This is a genomic window from Burkholderia sp. BE12 (genome assembly GCF_002959955.1).
GTDB lineage: Bacteria > Pseudomonadota > Gammaproteobacteria > Burkholderiales > Burkholderiaceae > Burkholderia.
Window position 1 is genome coordinate 36,354 of the sequence record NZ_PREY01000034.1, and the last position, 22,903, is coordinate 59,256.

Here is a 22,903-nt window from a genome sequence, read left to right on the forward strand (position 1 = left end):
TTCGCGAGCCGCCGCTGCCTGCCCATGAAAAAAACCGGCTCCAGGGCCGGTTTTTTTCATGGACGTGCGCCGAACGACGACAGGCGGCAGCGCAAGCCGCAACGCCCGTTCACGCGCCCGACAGCCGCCGATGCAGCTCCACCAGCGACAGCTTCGTGCGAAACAGTCGCGCGAGACTGCGGCTCGCATAGGTGTCGATGTCGCCCGGCACGGTCCAGCGGTACGCATCCATCTCGGGAATCATCGAGCCGTCGCGACGGCTCGGAAACAGCGACGTACACGTGCAGTGCGCGGGATCGATCTCGCCTTCGGCCACCTGCACCGCGAACAGGTGCAGATCCTTGTCGTGCCGGTATGCGAAGCGGCCTAGATCGAGCAACCGTGCCGGCGCGAACTCGATGCCGGTTTCCTCGAGCAGTTCGCGCAGCGCGGCGTCAGTCGGCGTCTCGCCCGGTTCGCCCTGCCCCTTCGGGATGTCCCAGTGCGTGGTGTCCGTCGCGTGCGCGAGAAACACGCGGCCGGCCGCATCGAGGATCACGACGCCGCACGACACCGTGCGCGGCGCGTCGCCCCGCTTCGTCATGCGCGTGCTCAGCGCTTCTGCAGCTGCCACTTGCCCGCGGCCGTCTTGCAGTAGACGGGCTTGAGCGTCATCGTCTGGCCCTTCGCGGTGATTTCGGTCGCGACTTCGCGGCAGGTCTTGCCGTCCGTATCGGTCGTGCTCGGCGTGAGCTTCGCGTCGATCTGCGTGCCGCGGCCGCTGCTCTGCCACGTCGTGGTTTCGCCGTCCTTGCCTTCGTCGCGCGCCTGCACGACCGCCTTGGAGAGCGACGCGCGGTCGGTCTTGCTGAAATAGCTGATCGGCGTGTCGTTCAGGAAGTTCAGGTTGTTCTGTGCATGGGCGGGCAGCATCGCGGCTGCACACGCGGCGCCGGCCAGCACACGCGTGACGAAGGAAAGGGATGCACGCATCGACATGTTTTTCTCCTTGGATGTTCGATCGAACGGTGCGGCGCATGCCGGCAAACCGGGGCCGGCCCTCCGGCACGCGCCACGCCCGTCAGCGAGCGAGCATAGCATGCGTGCCGCAAGGGCCGTCGTCTAGCGCGCGGCCGACGTTGCCGCCGGTTGATATCCGTCGGTCAGCGTGCCGAGGAACGCGATGACGTCCTTGATCTCGGCCGCGTTCAGCGCCGGCTGCTCGCCGCGCTTGCGGTCGAACGGCGGCTCGCGGTTGATGTTCGGCCAGTAGCGCTTCGGTAAATCGTCGTAGATCTGCACCTTGCCGTGCACGACCGGGTAGAACTTCTCCGGATGGATGTCGCGTTCGACGTAGAAGCGCATCACGTCCTCGAGCGAGTGATACACGCCGTTGTGAAAGAACGTCTTGCGCAACGCGACGTTGCGCAGCGACGGCGTGCGGAACAGCCCGCAGAATTCGTCGCGCCCCTTCAGGTCGGTGCGTTCGGGGCCGCATGCGCCGAGATCGTGGAAGCGCGGATCGCGATTGACAGGCAGCGCGCGGTTGCGCGGCACCGCGATCGCGATCAGCCCGAAATCGCTGAACTGCGGCGGCCCGCCTTCGAGCGTGCGCTGGCTGATGTGGCAGCTCGCGCAGTTGCCCTTCTTCTCGTCGTTGAACAACTGCAGCCCGTGCAACTCCGCGGGTGTGAGCTGCGCGTGGCCGGCCAGATACGCGTCGTATTTGCTCGTGTACGGATCGAACAGCGCGGGCTGCTGCTGGAATGCATCGAGCGCGCGCAGCACCGCACCGAACGTCGCCTGGTCGTCGCCGAGCACCTGGTCGCCGAAGGCCTTGCGGAATGCGTCGACATACGGGGCGGCGCGAACCGCCTTCGCGACCCGCGCGGGCGAACTGCTCATCTCGAACGGCGACGTGAGCGGAATGCGCGCCTGCGCATCGCGCGTATCGACGCGACCGTCCCAGGTCAGCCCGCCGGTCGGACCCGCGTCGATGCTTTCGTCACCTTCGTCCGGCGAATCGTGGAAGTGCTCGCTGAACGGCGGGATGCCGCGCAGATACTTCAGCGACGGTACCGCGCGAAAGCCGGTCCGGTGCATGTCGTCGCCGCCCAGCTGCACCGACAGCGCGTTCGGCGGCCCGAACGCATGCTCGGCGCTATGGCACGACGCGCAAGCGAGCTTGCCGGACCCGGACAGCGACGGATCGAAGAACAGCTGCTTGCCGAGTGCCGTCATCTGCTTCACGCCCTCGAACACCTGCGCGCGCGTCTGCGGCTGGCCGGCCGGCGCGACCGCCGGAGCAGCCGGGGTAGCCGGAGCGGCCTGAGCCGCCGGTACGACGGACGCGGCCGACGCGTTCGTGCCGGGCCGCGCATCGCAACCGGCGAGCGCCGCGAGCGCGCCGGCCACTGCGAGCGCCGCCACGGCGGGGATCAGCGATCGCGCGGACGCGAAGGATTTCAGAAGGGTGTGCATCGTCGTTGTTCTAGTAGCGGTGGGCAATCGGCCGGAGCTTATGTCAGTTCCGTGACCGTTGAATGACGTTCGACCGACAGTCAATTGAAAGCGCCCCTACACCCGGCTGTCAAATCGGTTCCAGATAATGCGCGCAGCCGGGCGGTACCGCGAGGTTCGTGCGCCGGCCCTCCCGCCACCCGGTTCCCACACGCGACCAACGACGAAAGAGAGAGAACATCGCATGAAGAAGCACGCCTGGATTCGCTGCACGCCGATCGCCCTTGCGGCCGCGCTCAGCCTGACCGCCTGCGGCGGCGACGACGTCACGCAGCAGGGCCTGTCGGCCGTCAAGAACGTGGTCGTGATCTACGCTGAAAACCGCAGCTTCGACAACCTGTACGGCAACTTCCCGGGCGCGAACGGTCTGCAGAACGCGACGGCCGCGAACTCGGTGCAGAAGGATCGCGACGGCTCGACGATGGCGACGCTGCCGAAGATCTGGGGCGGCCTGACCGCGACCGGCATCACGCCGGCGGTGACCGAGGCGATGACGGCGAACCTGCCGAACGCGCCGTTCGCGATCGACGATCCGAAGGGCTTCAATCAGTCGATGAGCATCGCGACGCGCGACATCGTGCATCGTTTCTATCAGGACCAGATGCAGATCAACGGCGGCAAGAACGACATGTACGCCGCATGGACCGACGCTGGCGGCCTGACGATGGGCCACTACACGGCCGATCCGTCGAAGCTGCCGCTGTGGAAAATCGCGCAGCAGTACGTGCTCGCGGACAACTTCTTCATGGGCGCGTTCGGCGGGTCGTTCCTGAACCACCAGTACCTGATCTGCGCGTGCGCACCGTACTACCCGAACGCCGACAAGAGCCCGGCGGCCGGCAAGATTGCCGTGCTGAACGCCGACGGCAAGTCGCTGAAGGTCGCGACGAACTCGCCGGCTTCCGCGCTGAGCGGCCCGCCGAAGTTCGTCAACGACGGCGCGCTCACGCCCGACTTCTACGGCATCAACACGATGCAGCCGGCGTATCAGCCGAGCGGCAACAAGGCGGCCACGGGCGGCGACCCGCTGCTCGCCGATCCGGCCAATGCATCGACGATGCCGCCGCAGACGGCGACCAACATCGGCGACCTGATGACCAATGCGGGCGTGTCGTGGGCATGGTATGGCGGCGCATGGGGCCAGGCGCTGCAGGCGAGCCAGAACGGCACGTCGAACGTGATCTACGGCGCCGACCTGTCGACGCCGAACTTCCAGCCGCACCACCAGCCGTTCAACTACTTCGCGAACCAGGCGCCGGGCACCGCGAGCCGCGCGCAACACCTGCTCGACGGCGGCGCGAACGGCGCCGAGTTCATCAAGGCGATCGATGCGGGCACGCTGCCGCAGGTCGCGTTCTACAAGCCGCAAGGCAACCTGAACGAGCACCCGGGTTACACGGACGTCACGTCCGGCGACCAGCACATCGCCGACGTGATCGCGCACCTGCAGGCCAGCCCGCAGTGGAAGAACATGGTCGTGGTCGTCACGTACGACGAAAACGGCGGCTTCTGGGATCACGCCACGCCGCCGAATGCCGACCGCTGGGGCCCGGGCACGCGCATTCCGGCGCTGATCGTGTCGCCGTATGCGAAGAAGGGCTTCGTGGATCACACGCAGTACGACACGGGTTCGATCCTGCGCTTCATCACGCGCCGCTTCTCGCTGCCGCGCCTCGCGGGCCTGCAGCAGCGCGACGACGCGCTGAAGGCGAACGGCGCGCAGCCGATGGGCGACCTGACGAACGCGCTCGCGCTGTCGCCGAACCTGTAATCGCGTCGCGATCGCGAACGGACCGGGCACGCTGCCGGCCCGTTCGAACGAAGAGCGGCCCCTCGGGGCCGCTCTTTTTTCATGCGCGCACGATGCCGCGTGGCTGCGTCACCATCCGTACTTCAGCTCGACGCCGACGTAGTCGGCGTTGTGTCCGCCCGCCTGCCGGATCGCGTCGCCGACCTGGAAATGCACGGCCTCGACCGCGCCGATCAGGTTCGCGGCGATCGTCCAGTCCGCGCGCAGCTGTACGTACATGCCCGTCCACAAGCCGCCCTTGCCTGCCGTGCCCGGCACCGGGATGTTCGGCTGCTGATAGACGGCGTCGTCGGTCGTCTCGCGCCACTGGAAACCCAGTGCGCCGAGCAGCGACAGGTTCGGCGACGGCTTCAGCGTCACGGACGGCTTCACGTGAATCAGGTTCGCGTAACTCGTATAACCGGCCAGCGTGAAGTAATAGCCGTTCGGAAACAGCGGATTGAAGGTGCCGACGCGTCCGTCGTGCGGATGCCGGTCGCCCGATGCCGCGTCGACCTGCAGCGCGATGCGCGGCGACCACGGCGCGTCGAGCTTGTAGCCGGCAATCGAACCGACGGCCCACGCGCCGATCGTGGCGTTGCCGACCGTGCCGGTCTGCAGCATCGTTTCGAGATCCCAGTCGAAGCGGCCCTGCGTGCCCGTGTAGCGCACATCCCACACGTCGCGATGCTCGGGGCCGCTCGCATCGAGGAAACGCGCGCTGCCGCGGTTGTAGCGCGACCAGTAGCCGGACAGATCGCCGGGCCCGACCGACTGCCGCTCGAAGCGCACGCCGCTGAACGTGAGATCGCGATTCGACACGTCGTCGAAATCGGACGCGTTGCGGTTCTGCACCGGCTGCGTCGCATAGCCGATGAAGCGCCACTTTCCGTATTCGTAATCGGCCCAGACCGCATCGAACGCCAGCCGCACGTTCGGGCCGTCACGCGTGGCGATGAAGCGCTGCAGGTCGAACGCCATCTCCTGACGGCCGACGCGGAACTTGACCGTGCCGCCGCCGAGCGCACCCGTGTAGGTCGCGAACGCCTGTTCGAGATCGAGCGGGTTTCTGTCGACCGGCGACACCGCGTTCTTGCCGAACGCGCGTGCGTCCTGCAATTGCGCGAAGAACTGCCAGTGCCGGCCGAGATGCGCATCGGCATGCACTTCGACCCGCTGGATCAGGTACGTATCCGATTGTGCGGAGCCGATGCCGAACAGCGGCGCGTCGTTGGTCTCCAGACGGTCGCGCAGGTTTACGCCGAGCGACAGATAGGAGGCCGGCTCGTTGCCGAGCGGGATGTACTTCAACCCGTCGAGCGGCGCACGCGGCACGCAGGGATTCGCGAGCACGGACCAGTCTTCCTGCCAGCGGTTGAACAGCACCGTCGGCCGCTTGGCGGTGCACGTCGATGCGGGGGTGGCTGCGGACGTCGGGACCGGCGTCGAAGCCGATGACGCGGTCGACGCCGGCGCCGGTTCTTGCGCCTGTTCTTGCGCCGAACCCGGAGTCGAAGCCGGAGTCGAAGCCGAGGTCGACGCGGCTGCCGTTTCCGCGAACGCGGTCTCGGCACCCGCGAACAGCAGTCCCGCGACGACCGACACGCGCGCGGCCCGCTCGAAGCGGCGGCCGCGGCGTCTCCTCCGTCGCTCGATCATGCGCGCTCCTGCGTGGTTGCACCGGCCGCTTGCGCGGCGCACAGCGCAAGCGCGGCGAGCGCGCCGACGGGAACCAGCAGCGCCAGGAATCCGACATGGCGGAACCCGAGCGCCCCGCACGCCGCGCCGAGCGCGAACGCGACGATCGCCGGCAGCATCTTCGCGAAGCGTGCGCGCGCGGTTGCGCGCACGCTGTCCGCCGTGCCGGGCGACAGCATGTCGACGGCATCCAGGATCGCCTGCGTGACGTTGCCGGTCATCACCGTATTCGGCACGCCGCCCGCGCGCGCGATCACGCGCGGATGCGCGTTCTGCACGCCCATCGCGAACGTGCCCACGATGCCGGCCACCAGCGCCGCGAGGCTGTCGGGCTGCGTGACGGGCGTCGCCCACACGCCGGCCGCGCAGAAGCCGAGCAGCAGCACGGCCTGCACCGCGTGCAGCACGCGCGTGCCCTGCCACGCCGGCCGCGCGGACATCGACCGCGCGATCAGGCTGCTCGCGATCACGCCGCACACGAACGCCGGAAACACGCTGAGCTTGAGCACGACGCCCTGGCCGAAACCCGCGATGCCCGCGCCGATCAGTACGAAGTTGCCGGTCACGTGCGCGGTGAACAGCCCGAACAGCGCGACGAAGCTCAGCGTGTCGACGAAGCCGGCCACCGCGGCAAGGATCGTGTCCTCGTGCTTCATCGCGCCGCACTCGCGTGAATCTCGGCGACGTAGCCGCCCGGGAACTGCACGAGTGCCGCATCGCGGCCGTCCGACTTGAACGGCGGCACGAGCACCGTCACGCCCGCGGCTTCGGCCTGCTTCAGCGTCGCGGCGAGATCGGGCACTGCGTAGCCGGTCATCTCGCGGCCGAACGGGTAAGGCAGATGACCATCCGTCACCAGCACGGTCATCTTGCCGAAGCCCGATTCGATGCGAATGCGGCGATAGGTATCGTCCGGCCGGCCGATCTCGATACCCGGCGCCTTCAGGTTGTCGGACACCACCTTGCCTTTCGAGAACTTGACGAAGTCGTGTACAAACTTGCGTACGCTTTGCGGCGAGACGTACACGCGGTTCTCGGGGATGGTCTGCAGCGCGTCGTAATTCGGCGCCTGCGTGTGCCAGTACAGCTGCATGTTCACGCCGCCCGCCCACGTGACGATCGCGTCGCGGCCGATCGGATCGGGAAACGTGTCGACGATCACGTCGGCACCGTGCTCGCGAGCCGACTTCACGGCAACATCCATGTCGGTCACGAGATAGCCGGTGCGCTCCGCGCAGAACGGATACGGAATCGGCGTCTTGAAGCCGAACACCGAGATCGTGCCGACCGGCGTCAGCACGAGCTGCGACATCGTCTGGCTCGGCGTCGGCGTGACCTGGAACACGCCCTGCTTCGACTTCTTGCCGCCGAAGGTCGCGACGAAGCTGTCGGTGAAGCGGTCGAAGTCGTCCGGCGCGACGCACACGTGGGTGGTGTCGTACTGCGGGCCGACCGCCACAGTCGGCACCACCGCGGGCGGCGCCGGCGGTTTCGCGAACGTCACGGGGGCGACGGCGAGGCCGCCCGCGAGCATCGCGGCGAGCAGCACTGAACGGAGGGATTTCATCACGGGATGTCCTGATTGTTGCATCGTCATCGAATGGAACGGCCATCATCGGCCGGTTGCCGCGCATCGTCGAGCACGGTCGCGAGCACGAGTGCCGCGATCAGCCCGAGATGCTCGAAAAAGCTGTTGAGCGCCATGAAGTGCTCGGCGCCCGAACGGTTCCAGAAATCGTTCGCCACGAACATCGCGACGAGCGTCAGCATGCCGAGGCTGCCGGCGCCGAGCCACGTGAAGCGGCGAAACACCACGCATAGCGAGCCGACGATCTCGACCGCGATCGCGAGCGCCGCCCACAGCGCGGCCGGCTGCAGGCCGAAATGCGTCTGCTCCGCGACCGCGCCGTTGAAGTCGAGCGCCTTCGCGACGCCGCCGAGCAGATAGGCGGACACCAGCGCGAGGCGCGCGAGCGGCAGGACCCACGGCTGCGACAGCAGCATGCGGATCCACGCGGGGGCGCCGTAAGCGATGCGCGTCGTCATGTCAGACCGCCCAGCACGAACAGCCGAACGCGCCCCAGAAGCCCTTCGCATCCGACGTCGGCAACGCACGGCCCCACGCACTCGCGTGCGCATGCCCGTGCACGTTGCATGCGCTCGAACAGCCGCATGCCGCGGCGGCCGCCGCCGCGCGTTGCAGCGGCGCACCGTTGCGCTGCGCCGCGCCCCAGCCGCCGTAACCGCCGTACTCGCGCACCGGCGACCAGTCCGGCATCGCCGGCGGAATCGGCGCGTCGTGCGACGCGAACGGCCCCGCGCCCCACACGATCTTGCCGCCGACCACCGTCAGCAACGCGCTCGTGTCGACGATATCGTCCTCCGCGCACGTGAAGAAATCGCGATCCGGGACCATCAGGTCGGCAAGCTGCCCGACCGCAATGCGCCCTTTCTTGCCTTCTTCGTTCGAGAACCACGTCACGTACTCGGTCCACATCCGCAGCGCGGTTTCGCGATCGAGCAGATTGCGCTGCGGATACAGGCGCAAACCGCCGACCGTCTTGCCCGTCACGAGCCATGCGAGCGATACCCACGGGTTGTACGACGCGACGCGCGTCGCGTCGGTGCCGGCCGACACCTTGAGCCCCTTGCCGAGCATCTTCGCCACCGGCGGCGTCGCTTCCGCGGCTTGCGCGCCGTAACGCTCGACGAAGTATTCGCCCTGGTACGCCATGCGGTGCTGCACCGCGACGCCGCCGCCGAGCGCGGCGATCCGATCCATCGATTTCTCGGAGATCGTTTCCGCGTGATCGAAGAACCAGTTCAGCCCTTCAAGCGGGACGTCCGCGTTGACCTTCTCGAACACGTCGAGCGCGCGGCTGATCGTTTCGTCGTAGGTCGCATGCATGCGCCACGGCCAGCGATTCTGCGCGAGCACGCGCACGACGCCTTCGAGATCGTCTTCCATCTGGGCGGGCAGATCCGGGCGCGCGACGCGGAAGTCCTCAAAGTCGGCCGCGGAGAATACCAGCATTTCGCCCGCGCCGTTATTGCGGAAATAGTCGGTGCCGTCGTGGTACTTGACGCTCCTGGTCCAGTTCACGAAGTCTTCCTTCTCGGCATTCGGCTTCTGCGTGAACAGGTTGTAGGCGATGCGCACCGTCATCTCGCCCGCATCGTGCAGCTTGCGGATCACTTCGTAATCGTCGGGATAATTCTGCGACCCGCCGCCCGCATCGATCACGCCGGTCACGCCGAGCCGGTTCAGCTCGCGCATGAAGTGGCGCGTCGAGTTGTACTGATACTCGAACGGCAGCTTCGGGCCCTTCGCGAGCGTCGCGTAGAGGATCGTCGCGTTGGGGTTCGCGAGCAGCAGCCCGGTCGGGTTGCCCGCGCCATCGCGCAGGATCGTGCCGCCCGGCGGCTCGGGCGTGTCCTTCGTGTAGCCGACCACCCGCAGCGCCGCCGCGTTCAGCAACGCGCGATCGTACAGGTGCAGGATGAACACGGGCGTGTCCGGCGCGACTGCATTGAGTTCGTCGATCGTCGGCAGCCGCTTCTCGGCGAACTGGTGTTCGGTGAAGCCTCCGACCACGCGCACCCACTGCGGCGCGGGCGTGATCGCGACCTGGCGCTTCAGCATCTCCATTGCGACCGCGAGCGAGCGCACGCCGTCCCAGCGCAGCTCCAGGTTGTAGTTCAGGCCGCCGCGAATCACGTGCGTATGGTTGTCGATCAGGCCCGGCAGCACGACGCGGCCGTCGAGGTCGACGACCTTCGTCGCGCGGCCCGCGAGCGGCACGATCTCCGCGTTGCCGCCGACCGCGACGAAGCGGCCGTCCTTGATCGCGACGGCGGTCGCGACCGGATTCGCACGATCGAGCGTCGTGATGCGCCCGTTGTGCAGGATGAGATCGGGTTGGGTATCGGTTGCGCTCATGAAATGTCCTCGATGCGGTCAGAAGCCGAGCCAGTGACGAACCGGCGCGATGGCCTGCGCGCCGACCAGCATGCCGGCGAGGCCCACCAGCGCGATCAGCGGCGGCGCCGGCGAACGCACCCTGATCACGCTGTACACGACGCCGATCAGCATACCGGCGCCCAATGAAAGTAAATAAGATTCCATAACGTTTTTTCTCCCGGCCGGATTAGAATCACCCGCATCGCGAGGCCGCGTGCGCGGCGCATCGCACCCGTTTCGCTTCCCTGCCATCCCGTCCGACCATGCAACACCTTCCTGATCTCGAAGCCTGGGCCATCTTCGCGCGCGTCGCCGAGACGGGTTCGTTCGCGAAAGCCGCCGAGCTGCTCGGCGTATCGCAACCCACCGTGTCGAAAGCGATCGCGCGCCTCGAAAAGCGCCTCGGCGCGATGCTGCTGTACCGCACGTCGCGCAAGCTGTCGCTCACGCCGACCGGCGAACTCTTGCGCGATCGCGCGATCCGCCTGCTCGCCGATGCGGAGCTGATCGAAAACGAAGCGACCGCGCAGGCGCTCGAACCGCACGGCCTCGTGCGCGTGAATGCGCCGATGTCGTTCGGGGTGCACCATCTGTCGCCAGTGCTGCCCACGTTTCTCGAGCGCTATCCGCGCGTCGACATCGATCTCGTGCTCACCGATCACCTCGTCGACATCGTGTCGGGCGGCTTCGACGTCGCGATCCGCATCGCCGAGCTGAGCGATTCGACGCTGCGCTCGCGCCGCCTCTGCGCGGTGCGCCGGCCGCTCGTCGCGTCGCCCGCGTATCTCGACCGGCGCGGCCGCCCCACGCATCCGCGCGACATCGAACAGCACGTGTGCCTCACGTACACGAACCTGCCCACGCCCGAGCACTGGCGCTTCCGTCATTCGGCGTCGGGCGACGAAGTCGGCGTATCCGTACACGGGCGCATCCGCACCAACAACGCGGACGTGATCCTCCCCGCGCTCGTCGGCGGTCACGGTCTGGCGCTGCAACCCGAGTTCCTCGTCTGGGACGCGATGCAGCGCGGCGAGCTCGAGGAAGTGATGAGCGACTGGAAGATCGCGGACATCAACGTGAATCTCGTTACGCCGCCCGGCATGCTGCGCGCCGCGCGCGTGACGGTGCTGCTCGACTTCCTCGCGGAACACTTCGCGCGCGCGCCCTGGGCGCTGCCCGTGGCCTGAACGCGCCATGGTCGATGGCGCACGACCGCCGCATCCCGCGCGGCGATCGCGGCCAACGGCCCGTTACCCGTTACTTCGCCGGCACGGCCGGGATCGACTCGTGCGGCGTCGCGGTACGCTGCGGTGCCTTGTGGACCATCGTGTACGCGTAGTCGACGCCCATCCCGTATGCGCCCGAATGCTCCTTCGCGATAGCCATCACCGCGTCGTACGAGTCGCGGCGCGCCCAGTCACGCTGCCATTCGAGCAGGACTTGCTGCCACGTGACCGGCACCACGCCGGCCTGCACCATGCGCTGCATCGCGAAATCGTGCGCGGCCTGCGACGTGCCGCCCGATGCGTCGGCGACCATGTAGATTTCGTAGTCGCCTTCCAGCATCGCGCACAGCGCGAACGTCGTATTGCAGACTTCGGTCCACAGGCCCGACACGACCACCTTCTTGCGGCCGTTCGCGGCGAGCGCGTCGCGCACCTTCTGGTCGTCCCACGAATTCATCGACGTGCGCTCGAGCGTCTTCTGGTTCGGGAACACGTCGAGCAGCTCGGGATAGGTGTGGCCCGAGAAGCTCTCGCTTTCGACCGTCGTGATCGTGGTCGGGATGTTGAAGACCTTCGCGGCCTTCGCGAGCCCGACGACGTTGTTCTTCAGCGTCTGGCGATCGATCGACTGCACGCCGAACGCCATCTGCGGCTGCTGGTCGATGAAGATCAACTGGCTGTTCTGCGGCGTCAGTACTTCAAGCTTCGGGTTGCTCATGGCGGATGGAGTCCTGTGAACGAAAAAAGGCGGGCCTGCCTCGACCGTGAAAACGGGAGGAGCCCGGAATGCGTCGGCGCCGGAGATCGTCATCCGGGCCCGAGTATTTAAGCCGCAAACGCGCGGCGCGAACACCCAAGAAACGGAATCGATCCGATTCCCGGATGGATGCCCGTTCGGGGCCGCCCGCCCTTTTTTTCTTCACGCAAACCCGATACGCTTTCAGGACTTTGACGGTGCCGTTCCGGCGCCGCTCGGCCATCACGAGGCGCCCCACCATGAAACCGTATGTCTTGTCGCTGCTCGCCGGCATCCTCGCCGGCGTCATTTACGGCGCGCTCGGCCTGAATTCGCCCGCGCCGCCGATCATCGCGCTCGCCGGCCTGCTCGGCATGCTGGCCGGCGAACAGATTCTGCCGGTCGCGCGCCGCATGCTGTCCGGCCATCGGCTGAACACCGCATGGCGCGACGCGCGGTGCAGCCAGCACATGTTCGGCGCGCTGCCGGGCGGCGCCGCCAACGACCGCAAGCCTTCGTGATCCACCCCGTCGCCCCCGTCCGCGCATGACCAACGTCGAGCTGTTCCATTACCTGCTGCTGTTGATCTGCGGCGCGGGCGCCCTCACGTGGCTCGCCGAGCGGATCTCGATTCCGCCGGCCGTCGTCCTGCTGCTCGGCGGCTGCGTGGTCGCAGTCGCCGGCAAGCGCGTGCCCGACATGGACCCGGCGCTGCTGCTCGCGGCCGTGCTGCCGCCGCTCCTGATGTCGAGCGGCTTCTACACCGCCTGGAAGGAATTCAGGCAGGAGCTCGCGTCGATCGCGTCGCTCGCGCTCGGGGCCGTGGCGTTCACGACCGTCGCGGTCGCGCTCGCCGTGCATGCGGCGAATCCGGCGCTGCCGTGGGCCGCGTGCTTCACGCTCGGCGCGATCGTGTCGCCGCCCGACGCGGTCGCCGCGAAGGCGATCCTGCAGCGCCACCCGCTGCCCGCGCGGCTCGTCGCGGTGCTCGAAGGCGAAAGCCTCGTCAACGATGCGTCGGGCCTGCTGCTGTACCAGATGGCCGTGTCGGCCGCGCTCGCCGTGTCGATCACGACGGCGAGCGCCACCGGCCTGTTCTTTTCGCTCACGCTGATCGGCATCGCGGTCGGCCTCGCGTGCGGCCATGCGATGTGCTGGGTGCTGCAACGCCTGCGCGAGCCGATGCTCGGCATCGTCGTGACCTTCGCGATGGCATGGGGCAGCTACGGGATCGCGGAGGCCGTCGACGGCTCGGGCGTGCTGTCGGTCGTCACCTGCGGCCTCGTGCTCGGCGTGCGCCAGCATCGCGTGTTCGACGCCGACATGCGGATCAAGGCGAAGGCGACGTGGGAAGCGATCGTGTTCGTGCTCGACGCGCTCGTGTTCATCCTGATCGGCCTCGCGCTGCACGCGATCCTCGCGCGCGTGAACCACGAAGGCGCGGTGCTGATGGCCGGCCTGCGGGTCGCGCTGCCGGCGACGGCCGCCGCGATCGGCGCACGCGTGGTGTGGGTGTTCGTCGCGATGTGGCTGCCAGGCCGCCTGCGCGCCCGGCGTGCGGGCCACGCGCCATGGTCGTGGCGCGAGGCCGTCGTGCTCGGCTGGTCGGGCATGCGCGGCGTCGTGAGCCTCGCGGCCGCGATCGCGCTGCCTGCCGACTTCCCCGGCCGCGACCTGATCCTGTTCAGCACGTTCCTCCTGATCATCGCGACGCTCGTCGTGCAGGGCGGCACGCTCGCGCCGCTGATCCGCGTGCTGAAGCTGCGCCCGGCCGCGCGCCGCACGATGTCCGAACACGCGGTGCGTGCGCACACGTTCGGCGCGGCGCTCGCCGAGCTCGATGCGCGCGAGCAGCGCGGCGCCGGCCTCGAACGTGCATCGCTCGACCGGCTGCTGACCGAATACCGCAACCGCGTCGCGTTCAACGAGCACGCGCACCGCGACGGAGCGGAGCCGGCGGACGTGCGCGCGCGGATGCTGCGCGTCGAGCTCGAGCTGGTCGGCGTGTCGCGCGACGCGCTGCTCGACCTGCATCGCGACGGCAAGGTCGACGATGCGGTGCTGCACCGCATAGAATCGGAGCTCGATTTCGAGGAGCTGCGGCTGCAGCGCCTGCTGGAACCGTAACGCCCGGCCGCGCCGCCGGCCCGTCCCCTTTCCCAACTGGAACTTCAATGAGCGAACTGTCCGTCGAAGCGAGCATCGGCCCGCTCGATTATCTCGTCCACTTCAGCGATGGCGTCCACCAGTGGCGCGCCGACGAACCCGCGTCGCTCGGCGGCGGCGATGCGGCGCCGACGCCCGTCGCGCTGCTGCTGTCGAGTCTCGGCGCGTGCACCGCGATCACGCTGAAGATGTATGCGCAACGAAAAGGCTGGCCGCTCGACGAAGTGCACGTGAAGCTCGCGCACGAATCGGGCAGCGCGGGCAGCACGATCGTGCGCCGCATCACGCTCGACGGCGACCTCTCGGGCGAACAGCGCGAACGCCTGCTGCAGATCGCGAATGCCTGCCCGGTGCACAAGGTCCTCACGCATCCGATCGCGATCGACACGGCGATCGCCTGAGCACTTCCCGCCACCGTCACGAGATTCCCGTCATGTCCGCCTCGATCAAGACCCTGCTCACGCCGCGCGAAAGCGATATCGGCAACCTCGTCGTGCGGCGCGTGCTGCCCGCGCGCGCCGCGCGCCTCGTCGGCCCGTTCATTTTCTTCGATGAGATGGGGCCGGCCGTGTTGCCGCCCGGCCGCGGCATCGACGTGCTGCCGCATCCGCACATCGGGCTCGCGACCGTCACCTACCTGTTCGACGGCTCGCTGATGCATCACGACAGCCTCGGCTTCCGGCAGAAGATCGTGCCGGGCGACGTGAACTGGATGACGGCCGGCCGCGGCATCGTGCATTCGGAGCGCTCGCCCGACGAGGATCGGCCGCGCGAGCAGCCGGTACACGGGATCCAGACCTGGGTCGCGCTGCCGGTCGAGCATGAAAACACCGCACCCGCGTTCGCTCACCACGCGGCCGACACGCTGCCGTCGTTCACGCGCGACGGCGTGACCGTGCGCGTGATCGCGGGCACCGCGTTCGGGCTCGCGTCGCCGGTCGCCGTGTTCTCGCCGACGCTCTATGCGGTTGCCGAATTCGCGTCGGGCGGCCAGCTCGCGCTCGATGCGGAGCACGACGAGCGCGGCGTGTATCTCGTCGACGGCGACCTCACCGTCGACGGCACGCCGCTCGCGAGCGCGACGATGGCCGTGCTCGAACCGGGCGCGACCGTCGCGCTCGCGAGCGCGCACGGCGCACGCGTGATGTTGCTCGGCGGCGCACACCTGCCGGGCGAACGATTCATCGAATGGAATTTCGTGTCGAGCGCGCGAGCGAAAATCGACGCGGCGCGTGCCGCGTGGGCCGATCAGACGTTCGGCAAGGTGCCGGGCGAAGAAAGCGAATGGACGCGCCAGCCGGAACGCAAGACGCAATAAGCGGCGCGTCCCCACGAACCGACGACGGCCGACAGCCATGCCGGCCGTCGTACGTTTACCGCTTCAACCCCATCAGCTTCGCGAGCGTCGGCCAGCGATCGAGCGACGCGTCGAACGCGCGGCGCGCCTGTTCGTCGACGTAGCGCTCGGGATCGAGCGCGGGCAGATGCCGCGCGAGGCCGATCACGTCGTTCGGTTGCGACAGGCGATCGTCGTCGCCTTCGCCGGCAATCGTTACTGTTCGTCGATCCATACGCCATCCGGAGTTTTCACCGCGTAACCCGCGGCCGTCTGCATCGTCACCGTGCCCTCGTTCTCGCCGATCATCCGCGTGCGCGGCAAATCGGCCGCGTATTGCGCGAGCGTCGTGCCCGGCTTGAACGGGCTGTTCGACACGAGGTTCGACAGCAGTTGCGCAAGCGCGAGGAAGCTGGTCGGCTGCTCGATCACGGTCGTCGCGCCGTGATTGCCGGCGAAGCCGACGAGCCGCACGCCGACCGGCCCGTGCACGATGCGCGGCGTCGGAATTTCGCGCAGCCCCGCCACCTGGTTCTTGTCGCCGCGCAACGCGGCGCCGTGCTCAGGCACGAACACGATCACCGCGCGGCGGCCCGATTGCGCGATCAGGTCGGCGAGACGGTCGAAGTCGGTCATCAGCTTCGTCGCGCGCTGCGGATACGAGTCGATGCTCGTCAGCGCGCTGCCGACGACGCGGTTGCCGTCGTGCAGGCTGATCGTGTTGTAGTACAGCGCGACCGGCCCCGGCACCGCCGCGCGCTGCGCGTACCAGTTCGCGAGCGTCGCATAGTCGTCCTTGATCGCCGAGCCGTCGAACGCGTGCATCGCGACCGGCGCGGCCGCGTTCGAGATCATCGGCGCATCGGCCACACCGATGTTGTCGTGGATCACCTGCAGGAAGTTGTCGAAATGGCCGTCGTGGTTCAGCAGCGACTGCACCGTGTAGCCGGCGCCCGCCAGTTGCGAAAACAGGTGGCACTGCTGCGGCGCGGGCTTGTACAGGTCCGCATGCACTTCCTGCCCGCAGCTCGCGCGCAGCACGCGGATCGCGGCCGGGCCGCTGTAGCTCGCGGCCGTGCTGAAGTTCGTGAACAGGTAGTCGAAGTGGCTCAGCATCGGATGGTTGCGCACCTTCGCCGCATCGAGGTCGTCCCACGACAGCGAGCAGATGTGCAGCACGATCACGTCGAACTGCGCGGCCGGATCGTTGCCGAGATGGCCGAACGCGACCTGCCGCTGCGACTCCTGCGTGCGGAACGTCGCGAGCGCCGCGTTGTGATCCTCGGGCTGGTCGACGCGGGTGGTGCCCGCGACGGCCGCCTGCGGCTGGGCCGGCGCGGCGACGCGCGCCATCAGCCCGCTGCCGGCCTGCCACAGCGGCATCACGACCAGCACGGCCACCACGAACGTCGCGACGCGCAGCCAGCGATTGACGATGAAATAGACGATCAGCACGCCGACGATCGTCAGCGCCAGCACGGGCGGCAACAGGCGCGGCAACAGCTCCATCCAGTAGTCGAGGCGGAACGTGCTGACCTCGCGCGCGGCCTCCGCGAGACGGGCGAGCGACGGCGCATGCAGCTCGCGCGCGAGCAGCGGCACCGCGATCGCGATCGCCGCGACCTGCCGGACGATGCGCCACGCGCGCGACCGGAGCGGCGCGCTCGCCACCAGCGCCACCGCGAACGCGAGGTTCGCGAGCCAGAACGGCTGCAGGTGCCCGGTCGCGAACAGCGCGAACTTCAGGATGAAATACAGATTCCAGAACGTCATCTAACCCACTCCATGATGCGCGCCGCGTCAGTCGCGCGCGCGATCGAGTTTCGGCGCGAGCATGGCCTGCAGGCCGCGCGCCGCACCCTTCCACATCCGTACATAACCATCCAGCCCGATCCGCAGCACTTCCTTGAGCCCGCCGAGCGGCGTGTCGGGCCGCGCGCCTTCGTGCCAGTCGAGCCATGCATCCGCGCGGCCGAACGTGCATTGCACGAGCTGGCGCTCCTGCTCGAGCGTCAGTTCCTCGAAGCTCACGCCGACATGGGTCGGCGTCGCACGGGTCACGCGCACCGGGAACGGAAACGCGCGGTCGCCGCGCGTCACGCACACCGTCAGCGTGTCGCCGACGGCGAGCGGGAGCCCCGGCACCGCTTCGAGGCCGAGGCCGCCGGTCGAGTAGTCGCTCGTGAAGCATGCGGCGGTCGAGCCGTCGGCAAGCAGCAGCATCGCCGGCACGCGCATCGCGATCCGGTGCGTGACGCGCACCTGCTTCGTCTCGCGCGCGACGGCCAGCGCCGCGCCGAGCATCGCGAGGTTGTACACGGTCCAGCCGAGCGTGATCAGGATCGTCGATGCCTCGTCGCCCTGCTCGGCCACGAGCCGCCACAGGCCGGCGACGATCGCGAGCACGTTCAGCGCGAACAGCACGAGATACGGCTTCGACGTCGACCAGTCGACGTAGCCCTCGTCGATCTTGCCGCCCTTGTCGGTCACGTTGAACTTGCCGTGCTTCGGGCTGAAGAACGCGACGGTGGTCGGCAGCGCGATGTACCACGCGAGCACCGATTCGTAGACCTCGGCCCAGAACGAATGCCGGTAGCGCCCCTGCATCCGCGAATTCGCGATGTTCGCGAGCACGAGGTACGGGATCACGTAGCTCGCGAGCGCGAGCGACGACGCGTTGATGAAGTACAGGTGGAAGAACAGGTACGCGAGCGGGATCGTCAGGAACACCAGCCGCGGAATCCCGTAGAAGAAATGCAGCATCGCGTTGCCGTAGCAGATCCGCTGGATCAGGCCGAGCCCGCGCCCGAGGAACGGGTTGTCGATGCGGAAGATCTGCGCCATCCCGCGCGCCCAGCGCGTGCGCTGCTTCACGTGGCCGGCAAGGCTTTCGGTCGCGAGGCCGGCCGCCTGCACGGTCGGCAGGTACGCCGACGTATAGCCGCGCCGATGCAGCTTGAGCGCCGTATGCGCATCCTCGGTCACGGTTTCGACCGCGACGCCGCCGACCTCCTCCAGCGCGCTGCGCTTGAGCACCGCGCACGATCCACAGAAGAACGTCGCGTTCCACAGGTCGTTGCCCGACTGCACGAGGCCGTAGAACAGGTTGCCCTCGTTCGGCACCTCGCGGAACGTGCCGAGGTTGCGCTCGAACGGATCGGGCGAGAAGAAATGGTGCGGCGTCTGCACGAGCGCGCACTTCGGGTCGCGCAGGAATACGCCCATCGTCGTCTGCAGGAACGAGCGGGTCGGCACGTGATCGCAGTCGAAGATCGCGATGTACTCGCCGTGCGTCTTCGGCAGCGCGCGGTTGATGTTGCCGGCCTTCGCGTGGCGGTTGTCGTCGCGCGTCAGGTAGTCGATGCCGGCCTCGGCCGCGAATGCCGCGAACTCCGGGCGCCGGCCGTCGTCGAGCAGGTACACGCGCAGCTTCGCGCTCGGCCAGTCGATGCTCTGCGCGGCGAACACCGTCGGCTTCACGACCGACAGCGGTTCGTTGTAGGTGGGGATATAAATGTCGACGGTCGGCCAGGTGTCCGGATCGTCGGGCAGCGGCACGATCGGCCGGTCGAGCGGCCACGCGGTCTGCACGAAGCCGAGCAGCAGGATCATCCACGTATAGGCTTCGGCGCCGTACAGCAGGTAGCCGGCGACGGCCTCGACCGGGCTGCGGAAGTCGAGCGTCTGGGTCGTGCGCCACCATACGTAGCGCACGGTCGCCAGCAGCGCGAGCGACGCGAGCGCGAGGGTCGGCAGGTGGCCGGGCAGCCGGCGCAGCGCGAGTGCGAGCACCGCGACGATCGCGAAGAATGCGAACTGCGCGCCGGGCATCAGCGGCGACATCCCGGCCGCGGCCCACAGCACCGCGCCGGCCACGAGCAGCAGCGGCGCGAGCCAGCGGCGCCGGCCGACGCCGTTCGCGCGCGCATCGAGCCAGCCGCCCCAGCGCGCCCACGGCAGACGCGCGAGCATCGCGTCGATGCGCCGGCCGACCGCGCGCAAGGCGACGTAGACGGGCACCACCAACGTGTCGAACCACGCGAGCGGATCGCGCGCGGGACGGCCGTCGGCCGCGCGCGGCGCGCGCACGATCGCGCGCCACAGCCACTCGCGCACGCTGAGCGGTTGCAGCACGCCCCAGTCTTGTGCGAGCCGCAGGAACGCGACGCGCACCCAGCGGCGCACTTGATCGGGCCGGCCTGGCGGCGGTGCGTGGAAGAACAGCCGCACGAGCCAGTCCAACCGCGTGCGTTCCGCCGGCAGCCCGATGCCGCGCGCGCACCAGTCGGCCGCTCGGCGGCCGAACCCGCGCAGTCGCGACGCGAACGCGGCCTTCATCGCACCGCTCCGGTACGGCCCGCGACGGCCGCCGTCAGCCACGCATCGACCCAGTTCGCGACGCCGTTCAGGTCGTGCGACGCCTGCGAATACGGTGCATCGTCGAAAATCCAGCTGCCGCGCGCGAGCGCCTCGGGCACCGCCGCGTCGACGTGGATGCGCTGCTCGAGCATCGATCCCGGGCCCGCGACCGCGCGCAGCATCGCCAGCGCATCGCGCTGCATGTCGCGCGCCGGGTTCAGCCGGTTCACGACGATCTGCAGTTCGCCACGGCCGGCCCGCAACGCGCCGAGCCGCGCGGCCGTCGTCGCGCAGGCGACCGGCTCCGGCGGCACGACGACGAGCGTCAGGTCCGCGCACCGGATCGCCTGCCCGGCCTGCGGCGACGGATAGCGGGCGGTGTCGACGAGCACGACGCCGTCGGCCGGCAGCGCGATCTCGTCGAGCGCGCGCGACAGCCAGGCCGGATCGGCCACGAGCCGCGCATCGCACGCGGCGGCCGCGACCGCATCGACCTGCCCGTACGGCACGAACAGCACGCCGTCGGCGTTGCGCCACGTGTGCGCGTGCCACGGTTCGGCGCCGCCCAGCAGGCCGTGCGCGAGACCGTGTTCGGCCAGCGTATCGAGGCCGAGCGTCGCACCCATCAGGTTCTGTGCATCGAATTCGACGGCGACGACCGGCCGGCCGCGGCGCGCGAGCAGCACCGCGAGCGCGGCGGCGAGTGTCGTGCGGCCCGCGCCGCCCGTCGTCGAAGTAACGGCGATCGTCTTCATCGTGCCGCCTTGCCGTCGCGCTTGCCGCGTTTGTTGCCTTCGTCGCCGCCGGCGCCCGGCAGCAGGCGGCCGCGCAGCACGACCGGCACGAGTTCGCACGGCACCGCGTCGCGCCGGTCGATGCCGCGCGGCGCGTGGAAGCCGCGGCCGACGCCGAGGTGCTGCGCGACGATCCACACCGGCACCGCAATCGCGATACCGACGATGAAGCCGATGACGAGTTCGGCGATCATGCGTCCTCCTGCTTGCGCAGCGGCATCGCACTGCGGACGGCGCCGCGCACACGCGCGGCGGGAATGGCGGGGTCCGGCGCCGCGGCGTCGGCGGCGGCGGGCGCGGACGCCTGCGGCGCGCCGATCGCGTCGAGCGCGACGACGGTATCGATCGCATCGATCGCGTCGCTCACCTCGCCCGCGTCGGGCAACGCCGCGCCGGGAGCGGCGCGCGCGGCGCCCGGCGGCTGCGTCGCCGCGAACAGGTCGCTGTAGTCGGCGATCGGTGCGCGCCGGTTCTCGGCCTTCAGTGCGTCGAGCTCGGTGTCGATGCTGCCCTGCCCCAGGCACACGACGCGGTCGGACAGCGTATCGACCGGCACGTCGAAGATCCGCGCGAGCGCGTCGTCGGCGTCGACCGGCTCGCAGGCGAACAGGAACACGAACAGGTGTCCGGCATCGGCCGTCACGACGTCGCCCGCGCGGCGCGGCCGGCAGTGCCGCAGCGCGTCGACGTGCGACACGCCCGGCAACAGCGTGAGCTTCGCGAGCGTATGCGGCAGCGCGAGCACCGCGCCGCGGTCGAGCACCGCGCGAATCCGCTGGCAGAACGCGCCGACCGGCAGATAGCCGAGCACCGAATCGCCGAGCGCGGCCGCGAGCGCCGCGCGATAGTCGGCCGCGACGGGCCGCGCGTAAAGCTGACCGTGCAGCGCGTGCACGGCGGCCTGCATTCGCGAGACGGGCAGATCGCGCGCGACGACCCGGTTCGCGCCGACGCTCAGCACGAGCACCTCGAACTGCTGGCGCAGCACCTCGCCGCGCTCGACGACCGCGATCTTCAGCGCGCCGCCGCACTGCCGGCGCAGCGCGTGCACGTCCGCGCACAGCGCTTCGAGTTGCGCATGCGAGCGGAACACGAGCACCGCGGTCGCTGCCTGCGCGTTGGCGCACGCGGCGACGACGGCCGCGTTGTCGTCGACGATTTCCCAGCCGTCCGGCACGCGGCTCGCGCCGTCGAGCACCGCGCGGCTGACCACCACGCGATCCTCGTCGCTCGCGAGCTTCATCCGACGCGCCGGTTCGGTCGCGCCGCCCTCGACGCTCGCCGACAGCCGGCCGCCCGGTGCGAAGCGCAGCGGCCGCACCTCGCCGGCCGCGAGCGTGTCGCCCGCGCGCCAGAAATCGACGACCCACAGCAGCTCGCCGTGCGTGCGCTGCAACTGCGCGACGCCCGAGCAGATGCCGTGGAAGCCGCTGCGCGGCGTGCGATTAGCATCGCGCACGAGCGGCGCATCGTCGGCGCGTGCGTCGTCGCCCGCGCGGGCCGCTTCGGGGTCGAGCAGCAGCACGAGCGCGATCCGGCGCGTTCGGCACCAGTCGGCCAGCGCGTACGCTTCATCCGCGAGCGCGACCGGATCGTCCCAGCTGAACCAGCGCTGTGCGCCTTCGACGAAATACAGCGAACGCGCATGCAGCCCGTAGCGCTTCATCGCGCGCAAGCCGCCGGTCAGCCGCGCGAACGGGCCCGGCGCCGCGCGGCCCGGCGCGTTGCCGGCCGCGTCGGCGTCGGCACCGTCGCCGGCCGGGCCGGCCGCCGCCGGCATCGCCAGCACGTTCAGGTTGCGCGGCCAGCCGGCCGGCTGCGCGCCGTCCGCGAAACCGAGCGATGCCATCCGCGCGGCGACGCGCGCCGGATCGCGTGCCAACACGATCGTGACGTCGCGCGTGCGCGCCTGGCGCGCGCTTTCCCACACGAGCGCATCGCATGCGGGCGTGCCGCCGGCCGCGTAGATCGCGTAAAGGCCGCCGGCTTCCAGTTGCGTCCAGGTATCGGGCAGGCCGTCGATCGCGAGCCGGCTCGATGCGCCGGCGCGGCCGCCCGCCGGCGCCATGCGCAGCAGCGCACGCAGGCGGTCGGCGAAGCCGGTAGCGCCGGGCGCGGAGCGGGTGGCATCGAATTCCGTATTCACGGCGTTCCCCTAGGGTCTGTTTCCATATGGAACGTGCATGCGTTGCCACGAGAACGGCCGCTCGCGAGGCGCGTGACGCCGCGAATACTGATGTATTCGCAAGGAGCGCAACGCGGCGAGCGGCCGTTCTCGTGGCAACCCCTGATTAAGAAATTCATGGCACGGGAATGCCCGAAATCGCCCGTAGGGCGGC

Annotated in this window: 22 protein-coding genes; 6 read left to right on the top strand and 16 right to left on the bottom strand. The window is 69.1% G+C overall.

All coding sequences use genetic code 11. From position 1 onward, the window contains the following. Positions 1-109: 109 nt before the first annotated feature. The 3 genes from C4B30_RS28965 to C4B30_RS28975 all read right to left on the bottom strand — a co-directional run bounded on the left by C4B30_RS28965 (position 110) and on the right by C4B30_RS28975 (position 2,460). Positions 110-583, bottom strand: a complete 474-nt coding sequence (locus C4B30_RS28965; RefSeq protein ID WP_105133276.1) for an NUDIX hydrolase — start codon at positions 581-583, stop codon at positions 110-112. 8 nt (positions 584-591) lie between these two features. Next, on the bottom strand, positions 592-978 hold the full coding sequence (locus tag C4B30_RS28970) for a hypothetical protein (RefSeq protein ID WP_105133277.1): 387 nt from the start codon (positions 976-978) through the stop codon (positions 592-594). A 123-nt stretch (positions 979-1,101) separates the two neighbouring features. Beyond that, positions 1,102-2,460: a cytochrome-c peroxidase gene (locus C4B30_RS28975; protein ID WP_105133278.1), complete on the bottom strand. Its 1,359-nt coding sequence runs from the start codon at positions 2,458-2,460 to the stop codon at positions 1,102-1,104. Positions 2,461-2,683: 223 nt separating this feature from the next. Here C4B30_RS28975 and C4B30_RS28980 point away from each other — a divergent pair, with 223 nt between their 5' ends. Continuing rightward, positions 2,684-4,270 carry an acid phosphatase gene (locus tag C4B30_RS28980; RefSeq protein WP_027784190.1) on the top strand — a complete coding sequence of 529 codons (1,587 nt, stop codon included), beginning with the start codon at positions 2,684-2,686 and terminating at the stop codon, positions 4,268-4,270. Between the two features lie 108 nt (positions 4,271-4,378). On the opposite strand, the gene C4B30_RS28985 is transcribed toward C4B30_RS28980, so the two are convergent. Genes C4B30_RS28985 through C4B30_RS29010 form a run of 6 tightly spaced genes read right to left on the bottom strand, consistent with a single transcriptional unit; the run spans position 4,379 to position 10,112 of the window. Next, on the bottom strand, positions 4,379-5,947 hold the full coding sequence (locus C4B30_RS28985; RefSeq protein ID WP_105133279.1) for an alginate export family protein: 1,569 nt from the start codon (positions 5,945-5,947) through the stop codon (positions 4,379-4,381). Next, a complete protein-coding gene (locus C4B30_RS28990) occupies positions 5,944-6,642 on the bottom strand; it encodes a YoaK family protein (RefSeq protein WP_105133280.1) in 699 nt (232 codons plus the stop codon). Before C4B30_RS28990 ends, C4B30_RS28985 begins: the two co-directional genes overlap by 4 nt. After that, on the bottom strand, positions 6,639-7,553 hold the full coding sequence (locus tag C4B30_RS28995; protein ID WP_105133281.1) for a VOC family protein: 915 nt from the start codon (positions 7,551-7,553) through the stop codon (positions 6,639-6,641). The genes C4B30_RS28990 and C4B30_RS28995 overlap by 4 nt, the downstream gene beginning before the upstream one ends. Before the next feature lie 26 nt (positions 7,554-7,579). Further along, a complete protein-coding gene (locus C4B30_RS29000; RefSeq protein WP_105133282.1) occupies positions 7,580-8,032 on the bottom strand; it encodes a DoxX family protein in 453 nt (150 codons plus the stop codon). Between the two features lies 1 nt (position 8,033). Further along, entirely contained in the window at positions 8,034-9,926 is a 1,893-nt protein-coding gene (locus C4B30_RS29005) for an amidohydrolase (RefSeq protein WP_105133283.1), read from the bottom strand. An 18-nt stretch (positions 9,927-9,944) separates the two neighbouring features. Next, entirely contained in the window at positions 9,945-10,112 is a 168-nt protein-coding gene (locus tag C4B30_RS29010) for a DUF1427 family protein (protein ID WP_034185414.1), read from the bottom strand. A 98-nt stretch (positions 10,113-10,210) separates the two neighbouring features. Here C4B30_RS29010 and C4B30_RS29015 point away from each other — a divergent pair, with 98 nt between their 5' ends. Then, positions 10,211-11,134: a LysR family transcriptional regulator gene (locus tag C4B30_RS29015; protein WP_105133284.1), complete on the top strand. Its 924-nt coding sequence runs from the start codon at positions 10,211-10,213 to the stop codon at positions 11,132-11,134. 70 nt (positions 11,135-11,204) lie between these two features. Here C4B30_RS29015 and C4B30_RS29020 read toward each other — a convergent pair whose 3' ends face one another. Then, positions 11,205-11,891, bottom strand: a complete 687-nt coding sequence (locus C4B30_RS29020; protein WP_105133285.1) for a hydrolase — start codon at positions 11,889-11,891, stop codon at positions 11,205-11,207. Between the two features lie 278 nt (positions 11,892-12,169). Here C4B30_RS29020 and C4B30_RS29025 point away from each other — a divergent pair, with 278 nt between their 5' ends. From C4B30_RS29025 to C4B30_RS29040, 4 genes are read left to right on the top strand one after another with little or no spacing between them, the layout of a single operon-like run. Then, entirely contained in the window at positions 12,170-12,430 is a 261-nt protein-coding gene (locus C4B30_RS29025; protein WP_027784182.1) for a XapX domain-containing protein, read from the top strand. 25 nt (positions 12,431-12,455) lie between these two features. Beyond that, positions 12,456-14,036 (top strand): cation:proton antiporter, encoded by a 1,581-nt coding sequence (locus C4B30_RS29030; protein WP_105133286.1) that lies wholly within the window; start codon positions 12,456-12,458, stop codon positions 14,034-14,036. Between the two features lie 47 nt (positions 14,037-14,083). Further along, the gene (locus C4B30_RS29035; RefSeq protein ID WP_105133287.1) at positions 14,084-14,476 is read left to right on the top strand and encodes an OsmC family protein; all 393 of its coding nucleotides are present in this window, start codon (positions 14,084-14,086) and stop codon (positions 14,474-14,476) included. A gap of 32 nt (positions 14,477-14,508) precedes the next feature. Then, entirely contained in the window at positions 14,509-15,393 is an 885-nt protein-coding gene (locus tag C4B30_RS29040) for a pirin family protein (protein WP_105133288.1), read from the top strand. A gap of 55 nt (positions 15,394-15,448) precedes the next feature. On the opposite strand, the gene C4B30_RS29045 is transcribed toward C4B30_RS29040, so the two are convergent. Genes C4B30_RS29045 through bcsE form a run of 6 tightly spaced genes read right to left on the bottom strand, consistent with a single transcriptional unit; the run spans position 15,449 to position 22,710 of the window. Then, a complete protein-coding gene (locus C4B30_RS29045) occupies positions 15,449-15,646 on the bottom strand; it encodes a hypothetical protein (protein ID WP_027784178.1) in 198 nt (65 codons plus the stop codon). Continuing rightward, positions 15,628-17,184 carry a cellulose biosynthesis protein BcsG gene (gene bcsG / locus C4B30_RS29050; RefSeq protein ID WP_105133289.1) on the bottom strand — a complete coding sequence of 519 codons (1,557 nt, stop codon included), beginning with the start codon at positions 17,182-17,184 and terminating at the stop codon, positions 15,628-15,630. The genes C4B30_RS29045 and bcsG overlap by 19 nt, the downstream gene beginning before the upstream one ends. 27 nt (positions 17,185-17,211) lie before the next feature. After that, on the bottom strand, positions 17,212-19,749 hold the full coding sequence (gene bcsA / locus C4B30_RS29055; RefSeq protein ID WP_105133290.1) for a UDP-forming cellulose synthase catalytic subunit: 2,538 nt from the start codon (positions 19,747-19,749) through the stop codon (positions 17,212-17,214). Beyond that, the gene (gene bcsQ, locus C4B30_RS29060; protein ID WP_105133291.1) at positions 19,746-20,525 is read right to left on the bottom strand and encodes a cellulose biosynthesis protein BcsQ; all 780 of its coding nucleotides are present in this window, start codon (positions 20,523-20,525) and stop codon (positions 19,746-19,748) included. The genes bcsA and bcsQ overlap by 4 nt, the downstream gene beginning before the upstream one ends. Next, positions 20,522-20,758, bottom strand: coding sequence for a hypothetical protein (locus C4B30_RS29065; protein ID WP_105133292.1), 237 nt, complete (start codon positions 20,756-20,758; stop codon positions 20,522-20,524). The genes bcsQ and C4B30_RS29065 overlap by 4 nt, the downstream gene beginning before the upstream one ends. Further along, positions 20,755-22,710 carry a cellulose biosynthesis protein BcsE gene (gene bcsE / locus C4B30_RS29070; RefSeq protein WP_105133293.1) on the bottom strand — a complete coding sequence of 652 codons (1,956 nt, stop codon included), beginning with the start codon at positions 22,708-22,710 and terminating at the stop codon, positions 20,755-20,757. The genes C4B30_RS29065 and bcsE overlap by 4 nt, the downstream gene beginning before the upstream one ends. Positions 22,711-22,903 lie beyond the last annotated feature (193 nt).